Source organism: Pseudomonas sp. GL_139_B (assembly GCF_057834475.1).
This window is the reverse complement of the sequence record NZ_CM174403.1, coordinates 213,038-229,553: the sequence shown is the minus strand read 5'-3', so window position 1 is coordinate 229,553 and position 16,516 is coordinate 213,038. Positions and strand designations below refer to the sequence as shown.

Sequence of the window (16,516 nt, the reverse complement as noted above, 5' to 3'; positions counted from 1 at the left end):
TGCGACACCCCTTCTATGAATATTCCTAAAAGTTAGTTTATTAATTTTTTATACGCGTTTAGGGTATATGCACCGGACCACCGGACATTCTTGTTTTTATTCGTCGCAACCCACGCGACGATCCCATGAGATGTGAGGTAGGTATGGTCCGGAACACAATCACCCCAGTGCAGATCGCCAGGGCATTGCGTGCAGCCAAGGAGCGGCACTGATGTCCAGTCTGACAGATGCAATTGTCCACAGTGATCTGGACGTCGCCCCGTTGCTGTTGCCCGCACAGGTGTTGCGCAACGATGCTCAAGCCATCGAAGCCGCCCATGAACTGGCGCACGTCGCTCGTCTTCACGCGGCCAAACGTGACCGGCAGCGCAAGTTGCCATGGTCGGAAATCGAACAGTTCACCCGCAGCGGCTTAGGCAGCATTGCCATCCCGCGCGAATACGGCGGCCCACAGGTTTCATTCGTCACAGTCGCCGAGGTGTTCGCGATCATTTCCGCGGCAGACCCGGCATTGGGGCAGATCCCGCAGAACCAGTTCGGCATTCTCAACCTGGTGCTGGGCAGCGCCACTGAAGCGCAGAAAAAACAGCTATTCAATAGCGTGCTCAACGGCTGGCGCATCGGCAATGCGGGGCCCGAGCGCGGCACAAAAAACACCCTGGAACTCAAGGCGCGAATCACCGCTGACGGCGACGGTTTTGTCCTCAATGGGCAGAAGTTTTACTCCACCGGCGCGCTGTTCGCCCACTGGGTCGCAGTCAAGGCGCTGAACGATGACGGCAAGCAAGTGCTGGCCTTCGTCCGTCGAGGCACGCCGGGGTTGCGCATCGTTGATGACTGGTCGGGCTTCGGTCAGCGCACCACCGCCAGCGGCACTATTTTGCTCAACAACGTGCGGGTCGATGCCGAACTGGTGGTGGATAACTGGAAGATCAACCAGAAGCCGAACCTCCAGGGCGCCGTGTCGCAATTGATCCAAGCGGCAATCGACGCAGGGATCGCCCGGGGCGCCATCGACGACGCCATCGAGTTCGTGAAAACCCGCGCGCGTCCATGGATCGACGCCAAGGTCGAACGGGCCAGCGATGACCTGTACGTGATTGCGGATATCGGCAAGTTGAAAATCGAATTGCACGCTGCTGAAGCACTGCTGCGCAAGGCCGGGCAAGTACTGGATCAGGTCAACGCCGCTCCCGTCACCGCCGAGTCGGCCGCCCGCGCCTCGATTGCGGTGGCCGAAGCCAAAGTGCTGACCACCGAAATCTCGTTGCTGGCCAGTGAAAAACTCTTCGAACTCGCCGGCAGCCGCGCCACCCTCGCCGAATTCAACCTCGACCGCCATTGGCGCAACGCCCGCGTGCACACGCTGCACGACCCGGTGCGCTGGAAATATCACGCAGTCGGCACCTATCACCTCAACGGCACGCTGCCGGCGCGGCATTCCTGGATCTGACGACCAGTTCTCTGGAGAAACACATGACTTATTCCCACCACGTCGCGGTCATCACCAGCGACGAGCAAGCCCTGGTCGTCGCCAGTGATCTGGCCGAAGACTTCAAACGCGACAGCGCCCTGCGTGACCGCGAACGCCGTTTACCGCACCCGGAACTGGAGGTGTTTTCCCGCTCGGGCCTTTGGGGTATCAGCGTACCCAAGGAGTACGGCGGGGCCGGGGTGTCCAACGTGACGCTGGCCAAGGTGATCGCCTTGATTGCTCAGGCTGACGGTTCGCTTGGGCAAATCCCGCAGAACCATTTCTATGCCCTCGAAGTGCTGCGCGTGAACGGCAGCCATGAGCAAAAACAACGCCTGTATGCCGAAGTATTGGCCGGCCAACGCTTCGGCAATGCGCTCGCCGAACTCGGCACCAAAACCGCTCACGACCGCGTCACCAGCCTCAAGCGCGACGGCGACGGCTATCGCATCAACGGTCGCAAGTTCTACGCAACTGGCGCGATTTACGCGCAACGCATCCCCACTTCAGTGGTGGATGAAAACGGCGTGCAGCAACTGGCATTTGTACCGCGCGACAGCCAAGGCCTGACGGTTATCGACGACTGGAGCGGCTTTGGCCAGCGCACCACCGGCAGCGGTTCGGTAGTGTTCGAAGACGTGTATGTGGCAGCCGAGGACGTGATCCCATTCCAAAGCGCTTTCGAACGCCCGACCACCGTCGGCCCGCTGGCGCAGATTCTTCACGCGGCCATCGACACCGGTATCGCCCGTGCTGCGTATGAAGATGCGCTGCATTTTGTGCGCACCAAAACCCGGCCGTGGATCGACGCCACCCATGAAAAAGCCACCGACGACCCGCTGACGATCAAGAGTTTCGGTCACTTGAGCATTCGCCTGCACGCCACCGAAGCCCTGCTGGAACGCTCCGGCGAATTCCTCGACAAGGCTCAAGCCGATACCAACGCCGAGACTGTCGCCGCCGCCTCGATTGCGGTTGCCGAAGCCCGGGCCATCAGCACCGAGATTTCCCTCGCCGCCGGCAGCACACTGTTCGAACTGGCCGGCAGCCAGGCGACACTGATCGAACATGGCCTGGACCGGCACTGGCGCAACGCCCGCGTGCATACTCTGCACGACCCGGTGCGCTGGAAATACCACGCCGTGGGCAACTACTACCTGAACGATGAAAACCCTCCATTACGAGGGACCATCTGATGGCCGACGCGAAAAAGAAAATCCTGCTCAACGCGTTCAACATGAACTGCATCGGGCACATCAACCATGGCCTGTGGACGCATCCAAGGGACAATTCCACGCAGTACAAGACCCTCGAATACTGGACCGAACTGGCGCAACTGCTGGAGCGCGGGCTGTTCGACGGGTTGTTCATCGCCGACATCGTCGGCGTCTACGACGTCTACCAGAACTCGGTGGATGTGCCGCTGAAAGAGTCGATCCAGCTACCGGTCAACGACCCGCTGCTACTGGTGTCGGCCATGGCCGCCGTAACAAAAAACCTCGGCTTCGGCCTGACCGCCAACCTGACTTACGAACCGCCATACCTGTTCGCCCGGCGCATGTCGACGCTCGATCACCTGAGCCGTGGCCGGGTTGGCTGGAACATTGTCACCGGCTACCTCGACAGCGCCGCCAAGGCCATGGGCCTGAGCGAACAGGTCGAGCACGACCGTCGTTACGACCAGGCCGATGAGTACCTGGAAGTGCTCTACAAACTCTGGGAAGGCAGCTGGGAAAACGGCGCGGTACTCAACGACCGCGAGCAACGGATCTACGCCCAGCCGGAGAAAGTGCACAAGGTGGAGCACAAGGGTGAGTTCTATCAGGTCGAGGGTTATCACCTGTGCGAGCCGTCACCGCAGCGCACGCCGGTGTTGTTCCAGGCCGGCAGTTCCGATCGCGGTTTGTTGTTCGCCGGTCGGCATGCCGAGTGCGTGTTCATCAGCGGCCAGAACAAACCGTCGACCAAAATCCAGGTGGACAAGGTGCGCGCCAGCGCCGTCAAGGCCGGACGCAACCCCGAGGACATCAAGGTGTTCATGGGCCTGAACGTGATTGTCGGCGCCACTGAAGACTTGGCCTGGGCCAAGCACGCCGAGTACCTGAGCTATGCCAGTGCCGAGGCTGGCGTGGCGCATTTTTCGGCGTCTACCGGCATCGATTTTTCCGAATACGCCATCGACGAACCGATCCAGTACGTGAAGAGCAACGCGATCCAGTCGGCGACCAAAAACCTGCAAAACAACGACTGGACCCGGCGCAAATTGCTCGAACAACACGCCCTCGGTGGCCGCTATATCACGGTGGTCGGCTCGCCTGTGCAAGTGGCGGATGAGCTGGAATCGTGGATCGCCGAAACAGGGCTGGACGGCTTCAATCTGACACGGATTATCACGCCGGAAAGCTATGTGGATTTCATTGAGCTGGTGATTCCGGAGTTGCAGCGCCGAGGGTCGTACAAGACCGCTTATGACGAGGGCAGCTTGCGGGAGAAGCTGTTTCACGCAGAGGCGCATTTGCCCGAGCAACACACTGGTTCGGCGTTTCGACGCTAAAAGCATCGCGAGCAGGCTCGCTCCCACAGGGATTGTATGAACACCAAAAATCCACTGTGGGAGCGAGCCTGCTCGCGAAGACGCCGTACCTAACACCACAACTTTAATGCACTGACTGGAAACCTCATCATGACCAAGACCTACCTCTCTCACCCAGTCAAAGCACTGGCCCTGGCCCTCGGCCTGTTCAGCTCGGCGGTATTCGCCGCCGACGCGCCTTTGAAAATCGGCACCACTGCCGCCTTCGCCATCCCCCTGGAAGCCGCCGTCGAAGAAGCCAAAAAACAAGGCCTGCAAGTCGACCTGGTGGAGTTCAGCGACTGGATCGCCCCCAACGTGAGCCTCGCCGCCGGTGACATCGACGTGAACTATTTCCAGCACATCCCGTTTCTGGAAAACGCCAAGGCCGCTTCCGGTTTTGACCTCGTGCCGTTCGCGCCGGGGATCATCAATAACGTCGGCCTCTACTCGAAGAAATACAAAAGCTTCGACGAACTCCCACAAGGCGCCAGCGTCGCCATCGCCAACGACCCGATCAACAGCGGTCGCGGTCTGCAACTGCTGGCCAAGGCAGGAATGATCACGCTCAAGCCGGGTGTGGGTTACAAGGCCACCGAAGAAGACATCATCGCCAACCCGAAGAAGATAAAAATCCTCCAGGTCGAAGCCGTGCAACTGGTGCGCGCCTACGACGATGCTGATCTGGTCCAGGGCTACCCGGCCTACATCCGTCTGTCGAAGACCTTCGATGCTGGCTCTGCGCTACTTTTCGACGGTCTCGACCACAAGGAATATGTGATCCAGTTCGTGATCCAGCCGAAGAGCAAAACCGACCCGCGCCTGATCAAATTCGTCGACATTTATCAGCACTCGCCGGCCGTTCGCGCAGCCTTGGACAAGGCCCACGGCAAGCTCTATCAAGCCGGTTGGGAAAGCTGAGCATGACGGCCGCCACCCTACGGCGACTGGAGATTCCAGAGCCTCACAATGCTGAACAAACTGAACTGCACCCAGACCTGAACCGCGCTCACGTGCGCTTCATCGGTCTGGGCAAAACCTACGACGGCCAGCAAGGCCCGGTGGCAGCGTTGCATGGCATCGACCTGGCGATCCAGCGCGGCGAAGTGTTCGGCATCATCGGCCGCAGCGGTGCCGGCAAATCGTCGTTGATCCGCACCATCAACCGTCTGGAGCAACCCAGCACCGGGCGTGTGCTGATCGATCAGGTAGACATCGGTGAGTTCGATGAAGACCGTCTGGTGGCGCTGCGTCGGCGAATCGGCATGATCTTCCAGCACTTCAATCTGATGTCGGCCAAAACCGTTTGGCAGAACGTCGAGTTGCCGCTGAAAGTGGCCGGTGTGCCCAAGGACAAACGCGAGCAGAAGGTGCGTGAACTGCTGGAACTGGTAGGCCTGCAAGGCAAGCACAAGGCCTACCCGGCGCAGCTTTCCGGCGGGCAGAAACAGCGCGTCGGCATCGCCCGTGCGCTGGTGCATGACCCGGCGATTTTGCTGTGCGACGAAGCCACTTCAGCGCTGGACCCAGAGACCACTCAATCGATCCTCGGCCTGCTGCGCGAGATCAACCAGCGCCTGGGTCTGACCATCGTCCTGATCACCCACGAGATGGCGGTGATCCGCGATATTTGCGACCGTGTCGTGGTGCTCGAACACGGGAAAATCGTTGAGCAGGGACCGGTGTGGGAAGTGTTCGGCAACCCGCAGCATGAGGTCAGCAAAACACTGCTCGCGCCGCTGCAACACGCCCTGCCGGAAGAACTGCAAAGTCGCTTGCGTCCGCAATCGCCAAGCCCGGGTGCCGCGGTGGTGCTGCGTTTGCAGTTCACTGGCAGCGCCAACGATGAGCCGGATCTGGCGGCATTATTCGCCGCCCTCGGCGGACGGGTGAAGTTGCTGCAGGGTGGCGTCGAACGGATTCAGGGCCATGCGATGGGGCAATTGTTGTTGGCGGTGAGCAGTTCGCCGTTCGATGCCGAAGACCTGCGCCAACGCGCCAGCCAATGGGCACAACAGGTGGAGGTGCTGGGTTATGTGGTTTGATCGCTTGCTGCAAGGCTTCATCGACACCTTCCTGATGGTCGGCGTGTCGTCATTGATCGCGCTGCTGGTGGGCATTCCGCTGGCGGTGTTTCTGGTCACCAGCTCCAAGGGCGGCATCTACGAAGCTCCAACACTGAACCGCGCATTGGGTGCGTTCGTGAACCTGTTCCGCTCGATCCCGTTTTTGATTTTGATGGTGGCGCTGATTCCGTTTACCCGGCTCATTGTCGGTACAACGTATGGCGTCTGGGCGGCGGTCGTTCCACTGACCATCGCCGCGACTCCGTTCTTTGCGCGGATTGCCGAAGTCAGTCTGCGCGAGGTGGATTTCGGCCTGATCGAAGCCGCGCAAGCAATGGGCTGCCGGCGTTGGCACATTATTTGGCATGTGTTGCTGCCCGAGGCGCTGCCGGGGATTGTCGGGGGTTTCACGATTACGCTGGTGACGATGATCAACTCGTCGGCCATGGCCGGGGCGATTGGTGCCGGCGGATTGGGCGACATTGCCTATCGCTATGGTTATCAGCGCTTCGACAGCCAGATCATGCTGACGGTGATTGTGTTGCTGGTGGTGTTGGTGGCGGTGATTCAGCTCAGTGGGGATCGTTTGGCGCGGGGGCTCAACAAGCGTTGAGTGAGCATTTCGCCCTGCCAATCGGGAAGTTTTCGTACAGAAAAATCAGAGGTTCCGAAGGTCCGTTCCCTTTCCTTTGCAGGACGTTTCCTAGATCATTCTGCTCGCTTGCGCCTGCCAAATTCCATGGCTAGTCTCGGTCCGTCACTGCTCATCAGTGATCGGGTTTAGTCGCCCGGATATCGTTGGGCGCACAGCGTCACCTCTTCTCAGGTGTTTTTTATCACCTGAATTTTATGGTGGCTGTGCGCAGGGCACCCTTGGGTGCGCCGGTGTTGCCTGACGGCCGGTCGACTAACCTGTGTGCAGCCGCCACCCCTGTTCGTTTAGTCGCGATATCGGTTGGCTCCAACTAACGGTCAGGAGTTTTACCAATGAAGAAATCCGTACCCGATCCACCTCCCGAAACCTCAACCAACGAAACCGCCACTGAAGTCCCGCCCAGGGATCGATCAGCGCTCTACCGTGCCATTGATTTCTACCTCACTGGCGATCAACCCTCACCGCCCGATGAACTGCGCTTCTACAACGTCAGCAAAGACGTGAGTTTCGAAAACACCCAGCTCTATGTCGCCGATCTGCTGCGCTGTGCTTCGGTGACGGCGTATCAGTGTGGCGATCACCTCAAAGGGGCGGAGCGCGCCATGGTGTTTTCGGTCTGGCATTTGCTGGAGATTGCCAAGGCCATGGTTGATCGTTCGATTGATTGCCTGGGGATGAAGCAGGCCGAGTGATGGGTTGTCAGTGATACCGCTTTCGCGAGCAGGCTCGCTCCCACAGTGGATTTTTGTCGAACACACGTTTGGTGTTCACTGCAGATCAACTGTGGGAGCGAGCTTGCTCGCGATTGGCTGCGCAGCAGCCACCGGCATCATGGCGTATATTCGGCAAACCCCAATTGCCTGCGCAGCCGCCCATGAAACAGACCCCCGACGACCTCCAGCAGATCACCGCCACCACCCTGGGCCATTACAACTCGGTGGCTGAAAGTTTTCGTGAGGGCACTCGCGATCACAATGTCAGCCAGAACATCGATGCCCTGTTGCGGCATATTCAGGGCGCGGCACCGTTTGACATTCTCGACTTCGGCTGCGGTCCCGGCCGCGACCTGCAAACCTTCACGCGCATGGGCCATGCCGCCGTCGGCCTCGACGGGTCGGAAAAGTTTGCGCAGATGGCGCGTGAGGACAGTGGTTGCGAAGTCTGGCAGCAGGACTTCCTGAAGCTTGATTTACCGGCCGAGCGTTTCGACGGAATTTTCGCCAATGCGGTGCTGTTTCACATCCCGCGCCAGGAATTACCACGGGTGTTGAAGCAACTGCGCGGGGCGTTGAAACCGGGTGGGGTGTTGTTCAGTTCCAATCCGCGTGGGGAGAATCAGGAAGGCTGGAATGGGCCGCGGTATGGGGCGTATCACGATCTTGCGGCGTGGCAGCAACTGCTGACCGAGGCGGGGTTTGTGGAGTTGGAGCATTACTATCGGCCGGCGGGGCTGCCGCGGGAGCAGCAGCCTTGGTTGGCGAGTGTTTGGCGTAAGCCGGTGTAGTCAGTTCGGACGCCTTCGCGAGCAGGCTCGCTCCCACAGGGGTACGCGGTCACTGTGGGAGCGAGCCTGCTCGCGATGTGCGCGATGAGCGCGAAGCGCGCGCCTTTAAGCCGCCTCTTTCTTCGGCTCGCGAATCTTGTACCAGGCCACATACAGCGCCGGCAAAAACAGCAGCGTCAGCAAGGTAGCGATGACGATCCCTCCGATCATCGCGTAAGCCATCGGCCCCCAGAACACTTCCCGGGCAATCGGGATCATCCCCAGGCTCGCCGCCGCAGCCGTCAGCAAGATCGGACGGCGTCGATGTTCGGTGGCCTGTACCACCGCGTCCCACGGCGCATAGCCCTTCTTCTCGTACTCATCGATCTGTGTCACCAGAATCACCGAGTTACGAATGATGATGCCGATCAGCGCCAGAATCCCAAGGATCGCCACAAAGCCCATCGGCGTACCCGTCGGCACCAGCGCGAGCACCACACCGATGAGGCCCAACGGCGCGACGCTGGCCACGAGGAACAGCTTCTGCACGCTGTGCAGCTGGATCATCAGGAACGTTGCCATCAAGAACAGCATCAATGGCACCACCTTGGCAATCGGCCCTTGGGCCTTGCCACTTTCCTCCACCGTACCGCCGGTGGCGACTTTGTAGCCCGCCGGCAATTTGGCAGCGAAGGCGTCGATGGACGGCTTGAGGATTTTCACCAGGTCCGTCGGCTGGATCTCATCGCGTATCGCCGCCTTGATGGTGATGGTCGGCAGGCGATCGCGACGCCACACCAGCGGCTGCTCCAGTTCGTAGCGCACCGTGGCGAATGCCAGCAACGGAATCGAGGTGCCGCTCGGCGTGAGGATTTGCAGGTTTTGCAGGGTTTCCGGCGTACCACGCTCGGAGTCCACGGCACGACCGACCACGTTGATCAGATAGATGTCGTCGTCGACCTGGGTCACCGACTGGCCGCTGACGATGCCGTTCATCAGTTTTGCCACGTCTTCGGAAGACAGCCCTAACTGCCGCGCCTTGTCCTGGGCGATGTCGATGCGCAGCACTTTGCCCGGTTCGTTCCAGTCGTAGATGATTTCGCCAATGTGCGGGTTCTTGTCCAGCTCCGTGGCCAGGTCGATGGCGTGCCGGCGAACCTGGTCGATGTCTTTGCCGCTGACGCGGTACTGGATCGGGCGCCCTACCGGCGGGCCCATTTCCAGCGCCTGGACATAACCGCCGATGCCGACGAAGTCATTGCGCAACCGCTCGCGAAGCTTCTGCATCATGGCCTCACGGGTCTTGCCTTTGCTGACGATCACCAACTGCGCATAGAACGGGTTTTGCAGTTGCTGGTCCAGTGGCAGGTAGAAACGGATCGCGCCCTGACCGATGTAGGTGCTCCAGCGCACGATGTCCGGATCGTCCTTGAGCGTGGCTTCGAGGCGATCGACAGCCCGGCGGGTTTCGTCGATCGAGGCGTTTTGCGGCAGGTTCAGGTCCACCAGGATTTCCGGTCGATCGGAAGACGGAAAGAACTGGTTCTGCACGAAGCGCATGCTGAATAGCGCCAACGCAAAGCACAGCACGGTGATGCCGATGGCCCACCAGCGATTGCGCATGCACCACAGTAAGCCGCCATTGAAGGCTTTGCCGATGCGTCCGGGTTCACCTTCGTGAGGCTTCACGTTGGTGCTGAGGATGTGCACACCGATCACCGGTGCAAACAGCACCGCCACCACCCACGACACCAGCATTGCACAGGCAATCACCGCAAACAGGGTGTAGGTGTACTCACCCGCGGAGCTGGCGTTCAAACCGATCGGCACGAAACCCGCCACCGTCACCAGCGTACCGGTGAGCATCGGGAACGCCGTGGAGGTGTAGGCGAACGTGGCCGCTTGCTCCTTGGTCTCGCCCATTTCCAGGCGCGTGACCATCATTTCCACGGTGATCATCGCATCGTCCACCAGCAGGCCGAGGGCGATGATCAGCGCACCGAGGGAAATCCGCTGCATGGTGATGCCGCTGTATTCCATGAACACGAAGACCATCGCCAGCACCAACGGGATCGAGCACGCCACCACCAGCCCGGCGCGCACGCCAAGGCTGACGAAGCTGACCAGCAGCACAATCACCACCGCCTCGAACAATGCGCTGGTAAAGCCGCCGACGGCTTCCTCCACCACCACAGCCTGGTCGGAGACGTTGTAAATGCCGACGCCCACCGGCAGGTCGGCGGTCAGTTGGTTGATCCGCTCATGCAAGGCCTTGCCGAAGGCCTGGACGTTGCCACCCGTCTGCATGGCAATCGCCAGGCCGATGGCCGGTTTGCCGTTGTAGCGGAATTCCGGCGAGGCCGGATCGACGTAGCCACGGCTGATGTCGGCAATGTCGGCCAGACGATAATAGCGGTCGTTGAGCTTGAGGTTGACCTCGGCCAGGTCTTTCTCCGATGCGAACTTCCCTGAAGTGCGCACCGAAATCCGCTCCGGCCCGGCCTCGATCACCCCCGCGGGGGTCACGGCGTTCTGGCTTTGCAGGCTCTGCACCACCTGACGCTCATCGATGCCCAGCGCGGCGAGTTTGCGCGTGGAGAAGTTCAGGTACAGCACTTCGTCCTGCTGGCCGACCATTTCAATCTTGCCCAGACCCGGCACACCGCGAATTTCCATGCGGGCCTGTTCCACGTAGTCGCGCAACTGACGCAAGGTCAGGCCGTCGGCAGTAAAGGCATAGATCGATCCGAAGACGTCACCAAACTCGTCGTTGAACGACGGCCCCTGTATGCCTTGCGGGAACTGGTATTTGATGTCGTTGATTTTCTTGCGTACCTGGTACCAGATCTCCGGAATGTCCTTGGAACTGGTGGTGTCGCGCAGGTACACGTACACCGTGGACTCGCCCGGCCGCGTGTAGCTTTTCACGTAGTCGAGGGAATCAAGCTCTTCGAGTTTTTTCTCGATCCGGTCAGTGATCTGCTTGAGGGTTTCCTCCTGGGTCGCCCCCGGCCATTTGCTCTGGATCACCATGGTTTTGATGGTGAACGAAGGGTCTTCTTCGCGCCCCAGGTTGAAATACGAGAACACACCCATCAGCAACGCGACGAACATCAGATACCAGACGAACGACTGATGCTTGAGGGCCCATTCGGAGAGGTTGAAAGGCCCTTTCATTGACTGTCCTCGTCAAATTTCACTGGTTGCCCCGGTTTGAGGCTGTTTACGCCGGCCGTGATTACGCGCTCGCCGTTCTTGACGCCGCCGGCCAGCACCACGGTGCTGTCGGTACGGCTGATGACCTTGACGTCCCTGGGTGCCACGGTCTTTTTCTGTGTATCAATCACCCAGATGCGGGGTTTGCCGTCGACCTCCTGCAACGAAGTGATAGGCAGTTCGATGCGCGGCTTGATCGCCGAACTCAGGGTGACGCTGATCGCGGTGCCCAAACGAAAGCCTTCTGGCGTTTCAGCGAGGGTCAGGCGCGCGCGACGGGTGCGCGTGGCACTCTGCGCTTGGGGTTCGATTTCGCGGATGATCGCGGTGGTGTTGGTGTTCGGGTCGAGTTGGGCGGCGACCTGAAACACCACATCCTCGGGCAGTTGATCGACCAGGGTATCGGGCAGGTCGATTACCGCTTCCTTGATGTCCGGTTGCGCCAGGGTCACCACTTGCTGGCCGGCGGTCACCACTTGCCCGGCCTCGGCGCTCCATGCAGTGACCACGGCTTTGTGGTCGGAACGCAGCTCGGTATACGTCAACTGATCCTGGGCTTGGCTGACCGTCGCCTGGGCTTGATCGAGGGAGGCCTGTGTGGTTTTCAGATCGGTCAGGGCGGCGTCCAGCTGCGCCTGCGCGCCCACTCCGCGATCAAACAGGGCCTGCTGGCGCGACGCACTGGCTTTGGCATTGATCAGTTGCGCGAAGATTTTCGCCAGATCGCCCTGAGCCGAACGCAACTGGTTTTGTTGATCGGAAGGGTCAAGCGTGGCCAGCAGCGTGCCCTTCGTGACCTCGGTCCCGACATCCACGTTACGACTGGCGATTCGCCCACCCACGCGAAACCCGGTATTGCTTTCGTAGCGTGCCTGGATGCTGCCGGCAAACCGGCCCAGATCCTCTTCGTTCAAGGCCTTGACCTTGACTGACAGCACCGGGCGTACCGGCTCCGGCGGTGGCTCGTTTTTCGAGCAGGCGCTCAGCACCAGCCCAAGGGACAATCCAAGGGGCAATGCCCAAAAAGGCTTCATGGCTTGGCTCCCCAACTCAGATCCTTATAAGTATTTTCGGCAATTTCGACTTCCATGCCCGGGTGCAACAACTGCCCTCCGGCGACGATGACTTTGTCGCCCTCCTGCAGGCCTTGGCTGATAATGACCCTGCCCGTCAGATAGCGTAAAACAGTGACCGAGTGCAACTGGGCCTGGCCCTTGTCGTCGACCAGCCAGACAGCGGGCTCGCTGATGTTTTTGGTCAGGGCCGACCATGGCAGCTCAATCGCCGACTTGCCCGAGCCTCTGGCCGTGGCGCTCACCACCGAACCCAGCTGCATGCCGTCGGGCAGGCTGTTGAGGCCAACCTTGACTTGCACAGTGCCGGACTGAGCGGACACTGACGGGGTCACTTCGCGCACGGTGCCAGTAGTTTTGATGGAGGGGTTGTCGAGCAGACTGAGGACAATGGTCTGATCCGCCGGCTTCTCGGCCAGCAACGATTCGTAAACATTGAACACCGCATCCCGATCGCCATCGCGAGCCAGACTGAAAACCGGCATTGTCGCTTGCACAACCTGGCCGACTTCTGCCTGACGCGCAGTAATGATGCCGGGAGCATCGGCGATCAGTGCGGTGTAGCTCAGTTGATCGCGGGCATTGGCCAACTGCGCCTGAGCAGCGGTCAACGCGCTCTGACTGCTGCGCAAGGCTGCTTGCGCCGAGTCATATTCGCTCTGGCTGGTATAGCCCTTGGGCAGGAGTTTTTGCTGGCGCACGAACGCCGCGGCATTCTGTTTGACCAGTGCCTGTTGGGCAGCCACCTGGGCCTGTGCCGAATCGACATTGGTCTGCAAATCCTTGGGATCGAGCCGCGCCAGCACTTGCTTGGCGGTCACCCGATCACCGACATCCACAGTACGCTGGATGATCTTGCCGCCGACGCGGAACGACAGCTCGGTCTGGACCCGAGCCTGAATGTCACCCGTCAGCGTCACCGAGGCCGCGTAATCCGCCGGTTTGACTACTTGTACGAATACCCTTGGCAGGTATTCCTGAATCGGTTTTTTCTCGTCGCACGCCGTCAGCAGGGTTGCGACACTCAAGGCCATGATGACTTTCAATCCGGGAACCGCCATGCAAACTCCTTGGCCTTTTTTTTGGACAACACGACAGAGAGCTTAGAACAGAGTTCTAACCTTGCACCCCCACTTATTAAGTAAAAAATTGTAATGAATCCAATTGAAAAGGCCTGCCTTAGACCGCTGCATGTACCTGACAATACCCCCGTTTGATCCCGCCCAAGGACCCCACATGCTCCATACCCTCGCGGTGGCCAATTACCGCTCGATCAATAAATTGGTGATCCCGCTGGGTCGGCTGAACCTGATTACCGGCCCGAATGGCAGCGGCAAATCCAACCTTTACCGCGCCCTGCGCCTGCTGGCGGAAACCGCTCAGGGCGGCGTGGTCAATGCGCTGGCCCGCGAAGGCGGGCTGAATTCGACCTTCTGGGCGGGGCCGGAAAACATTACCCGGCGCATGCGCAATGGTGAAGTCCCGGTCGAGGCATCGGTGAGACATGGCGTCAAACGACTACGGCTGGGATTTGCCGGTGCAGATTTCAGCTACTCGATCAGCCTCGGGCTGCCCGATTCCAACGGCCACTTCATGCTGCCCGAACACCCTCACCCTATTCCGTCGCGTTTCGGCCTCGACCCGCAAATCAAGCGAGAATGCGTCTGGGCCGGGCCGATCTATCGTCCAGCCAGTCTGTTGGTGGATCGCAATGGCCCGATGATCCGCGCTCAAGCCAATCGCAGCTGGGATGTACTGGCCCAACACACGCCGAATTTCGACAGCCTGTTCGATCAGGTCGGCAGTTTGCGTTCTTCGCCGGAGGTTCTGGAGCTACGTGAGTTCATCCGTCGCTGGCGCTTCTACGATCACTTTCGTAGCGACGCCGACGCCCCCGTGCGCCAACCACAACTCGGCACCCGCACGCCCGTGTTGCACCACGACGGTCGCGACCTGGCGGCAGCGTTGCAGACCATTATCGAAATCGGCGACCCCGAGGCATTGCGAGCCGCGATCAGCGACGCCTTTCCCGGTGCGAGACTTCACATCGAACCGCTGGCCGGCGGACGGTTTTCCATCGAGTTTTATCAGGACGGGTTGTTGCGGCCGTTATCGGCGGCGGAATTGTCGGATGGCACGCTGCGCTATTTGCTGCTGATCGCCGCGCTGCTGACACCACGACCGCCGACGCTGATGGTGCTAAACGAACCGGAAACCAGCCTGCATCCGGACCTGTTGCCAGCGTTGGCGCGCTTGATTATCCGGGCCTCGGAGCAGTGTCAGGTGTGGGTGGTGTCTCATGCCCGCCGATTGATTTCGGCGTTGCAGGAAGACCCGCAATGCAACTGCATCGTGCTGGAGAAAAACCTCGGCCAGACCGGGATTGTCGGGCAGCGGATGCTGGATGAGCCGGCGTGGAACTGGCCGGACTAGCCCTGAACCGCAGTTCGATATTGCCTTCTTCACCGCCTGCGCAATCGGTGCTTCGGCGCCCATTCTTGGTCAGCCAGATGTCCGCCGTTGTACCGGTGGTGGCGATGGTGGTGGTGCGCGTCGCCAGGTCATTGAGGTCCTTCACCGTGCTGGCCTGGGGGACCAACGCTTGCACCGCGACCTTGAGGTTCGGGTTGGTGATCTCCACCGCTTCCTGGTCCGCCACAGCACGGGCGAAGGCCATTTCGTGGGTAACGATCAACAGGGTCATGTCATCGCGGGCCAGGCCCTGTATGACTTCCAGCACCACCTTGACCATTTCCGGGTCGAGGGCGGCCGTGACTTCATCGAAAAGCATGACCTGAGGGTTCATGCACAGGGAACGGACGATAGCGATGCGTTGCTGCTGGCCACCGCAGAGCTGACGCGGGAACGCATCGCGCTTGTCCGATGATGAAATGTGCGCACAAAAAAAAACGCCGACGCTTTATCAGCCGTCGGCGTTTGAAACCTTGAAAGGTTTTGATGCTGCGTCGAATCAGAACGCGGGCAGGACCGCGCCGCTGTACTTCTTCTCGATGAAGGCTTTCACTTCTGGACTGGTCAATGCCTTGGCCAGTTTCTGGATGGCAACGCTGTCCTTGTTGTCTGGACGAGCCACCAGGAAGTTCACGTAAGGCGAATCTGCACCTTCGATGACCAGCGCGTCTTTAGCCGGGTTCAGACCCGCTTCCAGCGCGTAGTTGGTGTTGATCATGTCCAGGTCGACTTGATCCAGCACACGCGGGAGCATGGCCGATTCCAGTTCCTTGAACTTGAAGTTGTGCGGGTTCTTGGCGATGTCTTTCGGAGTCGCCAAAGCGTTTTTCGGGTCTTTCAACTCGATCAGGCCAGCCTTCTGCAGCAGGATCAGGGCACGACCGCTGTTGCTGCCTTCGTTAGGGATGGCAATGGTTGCGCCATCTTTGAGCTCAGCCAGGGATTTGACTTTCTTCGAGTAGCCGCCGAACGGTTCGACGTGCACGCCGACCACGGTCACCAGGTTAGTGCCTTTACCTTCGTTGAAGCTTTTCAGGTATGGCAGGGTCTGGAAGTAGTTGGCGTCCAGACGCTTCTGATCAACCTGTACGTTTGGCTGTACGTAGTCGGTGAAGACTTTGATTTCCAGGTCCACGCCTTCTTTGGCGAGGGCTGGTTTGATCAGTTCGAGAATTTCGGCGTGTGGGATCGGGGTCGCCGCAACCACCAGTTTCTCGCCAGCCTGGGCCAGGCCCGCGGTCAGGGCAGCCGCCAGTGCGGTGAACAACAGAACCTTTTTCATGCAGTGTCCTTATCGAAAATCACGGTCGTCGTCGACGACGGCTTCAAATACAAGTGCCAGTGATGTGCTATCGCTGACGTGACGCGGACAATACCGGGATTTTTTATTCCCGAATAATATCTTTTATTCACTTTCATATTCCATTTTGCTCATACAGCTCTAACTCGCACTTTCCGTGGGAGCTGGCTTGCCAGCGATGGCGTTCTTTCAGAAAGCCGTGTGA

Annotated in this window: 13 protein-coding genes and 1 pseudogene; 9 read left to right on the top strand and 5 right to left on the bottom strand. The window is 59.7% G+C overall.

The window, feature by feature from the left end; translation table 11 throughout:
- Positions 1-211: 211 nt before the first annotated feature.
- The 8 genes from AC3ISI_RS01020 (at position 212) to AC3ISI_RS00985 (ending at position 8,271) form a co-directional block, all read left to right on the top strand.
- Positions 212-1,453: an SfnB family sulfur acquisition oxidoreductase gene (locus AC3ISI_RS01020; protein ID WP_489335072.1), complete on the top strand. Its 1,242-nt coding sequence runs from the start codon at positions 212-214 to the stop codon at positions 1,451-1,453.
- 23 nt (positions 1,454-1,476) lie between these two features.
- The gene (locus AC3ISI_RS01015) at positions 1,477-2,670 is read left to right on the top strand and encodes an SfnB family sulfur acquisition oxidoreductase (RefSeq protein ID WP_489335071.1); all 1,194 of its coding nucleotides are present in this window, start codon (positions 1,477-1,479) and stop codon (positions 2,668-2,670) included.
- Complete coding sequence (locus AC3ISI_RS01010) at positions 2,670-4,028, top strand: LLM class flavin-dependent oxidoreductase (RefSeq protein ID WP_489335070.1); 1,359 nt, start codon at positions 2,670-2,672, stop codon at positions 4,026-4,028. Before AC3ISI_RS01015 ends, AC3ISI_RS01010 begins: the two co-directional genes overlap by 1 nt.
- A gap of 129 nt (positions 4,029-4,157) precedes the next feature.
- Positions 4,158-4,967, top strand: a complete 810-nt coding sequence (locus tag AC3ISI_RS01005) for a MetQ/NlpA family ABC transporter substrate-binding protein (protein WP_489335069.1) — start codon at positions 4,158-4,160, stop codon at positions 4,965-4,967.
- A 2-nt stretch (positions 4,968-4,969) separates the two neighbouring features.
- Positions 4,970-6,091 carry a methionine ABC transporter ATP-binding protein gene (locus AC3ISI_RS01000; protein ID WP_489335068.1) on the top strand — a complete coding sequence of 374 codons (1,122 nt, stop codon included), beginning with the start codon at positions 4,970-4,972 and terminating at the stop codon, positions 6,089-6,091.
- On the top strand, positions 6,081-6,725 hold the full coding sequence (locus AC3ISI_RS00995; RefSeq protein WP_489335067.1) for a methionine ABC transporter permease: 645 nt from the start codon (positions 6,081-6,083) through the stop codon (positions 6,723-6,725). Before AC3ISI_RS01000 ends, AC3ISI_RS00995 begins: the two co-directional genes overlap by 11 nt.
- Positions 6,726-7,099: 374 nt before the next feature.
- A complete protein-coding gene (locus AC3ISI_RS00990; RefSeq protein WP_489335066.1) occupies positions 7,100-7,459 on the top strand; it encodes a DUF6124 family protein in 360 nt (119 codons plus the stop codon).
- Positions 7,460-7,641: 182 nt separating this feature from the next.
- The gene (locus tag AC3ISI_RS00985; protein WP_489335065.1) at positions 7,642-8,271 is read left to right on the top strand and encodes a class I SAM-dependent methyltransferase; all 630 of its coding nucleotides are present in this window, start codon (positions 7,642-7,644) and stop codon (positions 8,269-8,271) included.
- A 105-nt stretch (positions 8,272-8,376) separates the two neighbouring features.
- Here AC3ISI_RS00985 and AC3ISI_RS00980 read toward each other — a convergent pair whose 3' ends face one another.
- Genes AC3ISI_RS00980 through AC3ISI_RS00970 form a run of 3 tightly spaced genes read right to left on the bottom strand, consistent with a single transcriptional unit; the run spans position 8,377 to position 13,600 of the window.
- Positions 8,377-11,427, bottom strand: a complete 3,051-nt coding sequence (locus tag AC3ISI_RS00980; RefSeq protein WP_489335064.1) for an efflux RND transporter permease subunit — start codon at positions 11,425-11,427, stop codon at positions 8,377-8,379.
- Positions 11,424-12,500 (bottom strand): efflux RND transporter periplasmic adaptor subunit, encoded by a 1,077-nt coding sequence (locus tag AC3ISI_RS00975; protein ID WP_489335063.1) that lies wholly within the window; start codon positions 12,498-12,500, stop codon positions 11,424-11,426. Before AC3ISI_RS00975 ends, AC3ISI_RS00980 begins: the two co-directional genes overlap by 4 nt.
- Complete coding sequence (locus AC3ISI_RS00970) at positions 12,497-13,600, bottom strand: efflux RND transporter periplasmic adaptor subunit (protein ID WP_489335062.1); 1,104 nt, start codon at positions 13,598-13,600, stop codon at positions 12,497-12,499. Before AC3ISI_RS00970 ends, AC3ISI_RS00975 begins: the two co-directional genes overlap by 4 nt.
- A gap of 175 nt (positions 13,601-13,775) precedes the next feature.
- On the opposite strand from AC3ISI_RS00970, the gene AC3ISI_RS00965 reads away from it, so the two are divergent.
- On the top strand, positions 13,776-14,972 hold the full coding sequence (locus AC3ISI_RS00965) for an AAA family ATPase (RefSeq protein ID WP_489335061.1): 1,197 nt from the start codon (positions 13,776-13,778) through the stop codon (positions 14,970-14,972).
- 214 nt (positions 14,973-15,186) lie between these two features.
- On the opposite strand, the pseudogene AC3ISI_RS00960 reads toward AC3ISI_RS00965, so the two are convergent.
- Positions 15,187-15,432: pseudogene (locus tag AC3ISI_RS00960) on the bottom strand (ATP-binding cassette domain-containing protein); the annotation flags it as partial.
- Positions 15,433-15,510: 78 nt separating this feature from the next.
- Entirely contained in the window at positions 15,511-16,293 is a 783-nt protein-coding gene (locus AC3ISI_RS00955; RefSeq protein WP_489335060.1) for a MetQ/NlpA family ABC transporter substrate-binding protein, read from the bottom strand.
- Between the last annotated feature and the right edge of the window lie 223 nt (positions 16,294-16,516).